The sequence below is a fragment of the Streptomyces spongiae genome, from assembly GCF_009377185.1.
In the GTDB taxonomy this organism is placed as follows: domain Bacteria; phylum Actinomycetota; class Actinomycetes; order Streptomycetales; family Streptomycetaceae; genus Streptomyces; species Streptomyces spongiae.
The window spans coordinates 1-5,376 of record NZ_VJZC01000649.1 but is presented as its reverse complement, the minus strand read 5'-3'; the positions used below and the strand labels follow the sequence as shown (position 1 = coordinate 5,376).

At 72.6% G+C, this 5,376-nt stretch carries 3 protein-coding genes and 1 pseudogene; all 4 read right to left on the bottom strand.

The annotated features are described in order from the left end of the window. A pseudogene (locus FNH08_RS51285) lies at nucleotides 1-1,974 on the bottom strand (hypothetical protein); the annotation flags it as partial. A gap of 395 nt (nucleotides 1,975-2,369) precedes the next feature. Beyond that, nucleotides 2,370-3,587, bottom strand: coding sequence for a precorrin-6y C5,15-methyltransferase (decarboxylating) subunit CbiE (gene cbiE, locus FNH08_RS43720; RefSeq protein ID WP_152777067.1), 1,218 nt, complete (start codon nucleotides 3,585-3,587; stop codon nucleotides 2,370-2,372). A 138-nt stretch (nucleotides 3,588-3,725) separates the two neighbouring features. Beyond that, nucleotides 3,726-4,361, bottom strand: coding sequence for a GNAT family N-acetyltransferase (locus tag FNH08_RS43715; RefSeq protein ID WP_152777066.1), 636 nt, complete (start codon nucleotides 4,359-4,361; stop codon nucleotides 3,726-3,728). 135 nt (nucleotides 4,362-4,496) lie between these two features. Continuing rightward, nucleotides 4,497-5,324, bottom strand: coding sequence for a MetQ/NlpA family ABC transporter substrate-binding protein (locus FNH08_RS43710; protein WP_322726414.1), 828 nt, complete (start codon nucleotides 5,322-5,324; stop codon nucleotides 4,497-4,499). Between the last annotated feature and the right edge of the window lie 52 nt (nucleotides 5,325-5,376).

Below are 5,376 nucleotides of genomic sequence, written 5' to 3'. Positions count from 1 at the left end.
CTCCGGTTCCGGAGCGGCAGGCGGGGCTGGCTCCGGGTCCGGGGTGGCAGCGAGCGTCTCCTCCGGGACGGGGGGCTGCGGCTCCTCGGTGAGCGCGGGCTGAGCCTCCAGGCCGGTCGCGGGAAGCTCGTCCTCCATGGGTACGGCGGCGATCGGGGGCTGGGCGCTCTCCGGGAGCGGGGTGTCCTGTGGAGCCTCTACGGCGTCGGCGGCCTCGTCCTGAGCGGGCACGGGCGCGGCCTGCTCCTCCACCGCGGCCAGGGACTCGGGCTCCGGCTCCGGAGCCTGTGCGGGCTGTTCCTCGGTGGGGACGAACTGCCCGATGGGCGACGCCTCCTCCACGGCGTGCTGCTGGGCTGCCTCGGCCTGCGCGGTCACCCCGGCCGGCACCGCGTGAAGCGGCTCGGGGGCGGTGGGCTCGGCCGACGGGGCCTGGGCCGCGGTGAGGGCAGGTTCCTGGACGGGCGGCAGGGGCTGCTGAGCCGGCTCAGTCTGCTGGACGGGCTGCTCCGGCGCGACGGGCACGGCAAGCGGGCCCTCCGGAGCGGGCGCGGCTTCGGCGGCGAGCGGTTGCGGGGCCTCGGCCTGCGGCGCGCTCTCCGTCTGCGGCTCCGCCTCCACCTCCGCCTGAGGCTCGGTCTCGGTCTCGGTCTCGGTCTCGGTCTCGGTCTCGGTCTGCGGAGGCTCCGTCTCAGCCGCCGGGGCCTCGGACCAGTCGACGGCCTCTTGAGGAGCCGCGTCCGGAATCTGAGACACGGCATCCGTCATGTGGGCAGCCGGGGCGGCGAGGTGAGGACCCTGCTCGGTGGGCTGCGGCTGGTCCGCGATCGGCGCGCCCGCCGGGTCCGCCTCCTCGTCTGCGGGCGCCGCGGGCACGTCCTGGCCAACCGCCTCCTGCCCCACCGACTCTTGAGCCACTGGCTCCTGAGCCACCGGCTCCTGGAGGGCGAACTCCTGGGCCGCGGGCGCCTCATGCACCGGCTGCGGGTCCGGCATCGGCTCGGGCGCCACCACCCCGGGCTGTTCCGGTACGACTTGCTCAGGTACGACCTGCTCCGGTACGACCTGCTCCGGCACGGCCACCGACTCCACCGGCTGCTCGACCGGCACCTGCACCGGAGGCTCAACGGCCGCCGCGGGGAACGCGCCCGGGTCGGGGGCCCCAGGGTCCAGGGAGCCGTCCAACGCGTGCAGAAGCTCGGGATTCTGGACGGTCCCGGGGGCCTGGGGAGTGAGCACCTCCCCCATCGCGGCGGGGGCGGGCGCCGCCGCCATGGGCGTACCGGCGGCCTGCCCGCTCTCCGGGACGACCGTTTCTGCAACCGTCCCCTCGGCGGGCAAGGCCCCACCCGAAGCCTCCGGAACCCCGGTGGCCAGCGACGACGTCACGGGCACGGCCACCCAGGGCGACGCGGCCCGAGGTACGGCCTCCGGGTGCTGCGGCGCGTCGAGGTACTCCGGGCCCGTCACGGGCGGACCGGGCTGGCGGACGGCACCCGGCGGGACCGGGGCGCCGGCGGGGCCGCGGTCGGCGAGGGAGCGGACCGGGCTGGCGGCGCCGCCCGGGATCGGCGGGCCGAGATGCAGCGGGCGGCGGGCGATCGGCGACTGCGGGACGGGCGTGGCGACCGGGGCACGGAGGGCACCGGCCTCAGGCGCCCCGGTGGGTGCCTCGGGTGCGACGGAACTCGGACCGGGTGCGCGGACGGCGCTCACGTCGACGGCACCGGAATCCCGGCCGTCCGTCTCGTGCGGGCCCGGCTCGTGGACGACCTGGGCGATGGGCTCCGGGGCGGGCGGCGGCATCTCGTTGCCCCACGCGCCCTGCGCGCCCGGCAGCAGCAGTTCGTCGTCCTCGGAGGCGGTGGTCTCGGAGAGGTAGGTGTACGCACCCGGCGCGTGGACGCCCGGCTGCTCCACCATGCCTGCGTTCTCCGGCAGTCCCTCGCCCGGGACCTGGCCGGTGTCGGTCATGCGTAACCCCTCGCCCATCGGTTAGTGCTCTACGCCAGCTGGCCCGGAACGGCGCACCGACCGCCCCACAGTGGAGAACGAGCATGCGTGCCCAGCGGCACGAGACGACCCACCTGCAAGTCGACAAAGCCACTGACTGGCTATTGTCGCGGTCGCCCCGCCGTCGCGACAGCTTGATCCGCCACGGTCCGCTGTGGACTGCGCCACGTTGCGCGCCCTCCGGTTCCGCCGTACCACGACCCGCCCCAAATCGGGCGCGCTTTCCGGACATTGGCCTACGAAGCACCGGACGCCGGAGAGCGGTACAACGATCGGCCAGCCTACCGCGCCGGTACGACAACAGGATCACAGGGAACGCGCTGACGGCCGCCCGTTCGTGGCCCCGCCGCCGCCCCTCAGCGCTGTGCTTCGCGCCGCCCCAGTTCCCCCGTGAGCAGGAACGCAACGCTCCGCTCCTTCTCCGTCCAGGCCCGGGTGTCGAGTTCGACGGACTGCAGGAGGGCGCACTGGACGTCGTAGCCGTGCTCGGTGAGGTCCCGCCCGATGAGCTCGGCGGCGTCGCGGGTGGCCGCGTGCGTGACGATGCGCTGCGGACGGCGGTCGGCGACGGCGGAGACCACACGCGCTCCGCCACCGCCGACGCGGACGACGTCGGGTTCGGGGAGGTTCTCCAGGATGTGCGGCGCGGTGCCGTGCACCACTTGGAGCTGGACGCCGAAGCGCCGGGCCGCGACGGCCGTGCGGCCGCAGGCGTAGGGGGTGCGGTCGACGGCGATGACGGCGGCGCCGCAGCGCGCGGCCTCGGTCGCGAATGCGCCGCTGCCGCAGCCGATGTCCCACACGAGGTCGCCCACACGAGGCCCGAGGCGGGCGAGTTGGGCAGCGCGCAGCAGGTCGGTCTCGCCCTCGCCCAGGTCGTCGCCGTACTCGTCGGCGGGCAACGCCCAGCCGCGCGGTTCGGCACCGGGGTCGCGTCCGGCGATCCAGCCGCCGCCCTCGCCGGCGGTGACCGGGCCGCCCATGACGATGACGACGTTGGGGTCGCGCCAGGTGTGGTCGGCCGCCTTGTCGGAGGTCAGGATGGTGACCTGTTCGCGTTCGGTGCCGAGTTCCTCGCAGATGACGAAGGTGCGGTGGATTCCGTCGAGAAGCAGGCCGAGTTCGGCGGGTCCCGCACCGGGTGAGGTGAGGACGGCGACCTTGGTGTGGGCGCGGCACACGTTCACCGCGCGGCGCAGGGTGCGGCGGTGTGCGACGACCACCTGTGCGTCGTCCCAGGGCATACCCGCGCGGGCGAACGCGGCGGCGACGGACGAGACGGCGGGGACGACCTCGACCTCCAGGCCGTACTCGGGCGCCCGCAGGGTGCGGACGACTCCGAAGAAGCCCGGGTCCCCGTCGGCGAGGACGACGGCGGTACCGCGGTGGCCGGTGATGCGGCGGGCGGCGAGGGCGACGCTGCCGAGGCGGATGCGCTCGGCGTGCGGGGGCACTTCGGTGAGCGCCAGGTGGTGGGCCGCGCCGGCCACGAGCGTGGCGGCGCCGAGGGCGGAGCGCGCCGCGGCGGTCAGCGGCGAGCCGTCCCAGCCGATCACCGTGACCCGGTCGGCCATCGTCGTCAGTCTCCAGGGGTCGCGCAGGTTGTCAGAGGCAGCCCGGACACGGGCTCCGTGAGGGTACCTGGTCGGGCCCGGAGGCGCCGCGCGGGCCGTGCGCCACGGGGCCTGGAGGAGATCGAGGAGACCGAGGGGTCAGTTCCAGTTCGAGAACGAGGTGAAGCCACCGGTGTCGGCCAGTTCCTCGCTGACCCCTTCGAGGTCCTCGGGGAGGAGGCTCCAGACGATGAAGTCCGTGCGGATCTCGACCCAGCCCTCTTCGGTGCGGGTGCGCGCTATGCACGCGTTGCGCAGGACGCCCTCGCTGATACAGCCGATCTTCTGGGCGACCTGCTGGGAGGCGGTGTTGTCGGCGGCCGTACGGAGTTCGATGCGCTCGAACTTCTGGTCCCCGAACAGCCACTGGGCGGTGGCGAGCGACGCTTCCGAGGCGTAGCCCTCGCCCCGCGCCCAGGGAGCGATGACGTACGAGAGTTCCGCGGACCGCACGTGCCAGTTGGTCTTGGTCAGCTGGATGATGCCGACCAGGCGCTGGGTCAGGAACTCGGTGACGGCGAGGGCGAGTCCCCGGCCCTCCGTGCGTTCGGCGGCCGCGTACTCCGTGACCCAGGTGCCGGCGCTGTCCGCGGTGAAGGGCTGCGGGACGTCCGTCCAGGCCATGACCTGCTCGTCGTTCATCATCTCGGCGAGGGACGGGGCATCGTCCTCGTCGAAGGGGCGCAGCACCAACCGCTCCGTGCTGATGGAGATGTCGGGGAAGGTGGTAGTCATGCGCCGCTCCGTAACTTCGGAAACCTTCGAGCCTGCTGAACTGCCCAGCATGCAGCATGAAAGCACTGAACCGCACCACGGGGTCCACTCCTGGTGAGGAGTGGACCCCGTGCGGTGACGTCGTGCGTCATCCCCTCAGAAGGAGGGGAGCACGGATCCGTCGGCGTACTCGTCCTCGATGAACTTCTTCACCTCGGGGGAGGTGAGCAGCTTGGCGAGCTTCTTCACCCGCGGGTCCTTCTCCTCGCCCTCCTTGACGGCGAGGAAGTTGCCGTAGGGGTTGTTCTTCGGGGACTCGAGGACGAGGGCGTCCTTCGCGGGCTTCAGGTCGGAGTCGAGGGCGTAGTTGCCGTTCACGACGGCGGCGTCCACGTCGTCCAGGGAGCGCGGCGTCTGGGCGGCCTCCAGCTCCTTGAACTTGAGGTTCTTGGGGTTCTTGGCGATGTCCGAGGGGGTCGCCGAGTTGCCCGCGCCGTCCTTGAGGGTGATGAGGCCGTTCGCGGCGAGGAGCTTCAGGGCGCGCGCCTCGTTCACGGTGTCATTGGGGACGGCGACGGTCGAACCGCTCTTCAGGGCGTCGGCCTTCTTGACCTTGTTCGAGTAGAGGCCGAGAGGCTCCAGGTGCACGGTGACGACGGGCACGATGTGGGTGCCGTTCTTCTTGTTGAAGTCGTCGAGGTACGGCTGGTTCTGGAAGTAGTTGGCGCCCACGGAGCCGTCCTCCGTCGCCGTGTTGGGTGTGACGTAGTCGGTGAACTCCTTGACCTCCAGGTCGAGGCCCGCCTTCTTCGCCAGGTTGTCCTTGACGTAGGTGAGGATCTCGGCGTGCGGGGCGGGGCTCGCGGCGACGACCAGCGGGCCGTCGGCGGAGCCGGAGTCCTTGCCCGCGCCGCAGGCGGTGAGCCCGAGGGTGAGGGCTCCGGCGGCGAGGACGGCGGTGGTGAGCTGGGCGGTGTTACGCACGAAAAGTGCCTTTCCTTGGGTGGTGCGACCCCGTCACTGTCTCTTATACACA

What these genes read in the sequence shown, in the direction of transcription:
- cbiE (WP_152777067.1), bottom strand. Translation starts at nt 3,587, where the DNA reads ATGGCCGACCGGGTCACGGTGATCGGCTGGGACGGCTCGCCGCTGACC.
- FNH08_RS43715 (WP_152777066.1), bottom strand. Translation starts at nt 4,361, where the DNA reads ATGACTACCACCTTCCCCGACATCTCCATCAGCACGGAGCGGTTGGTG.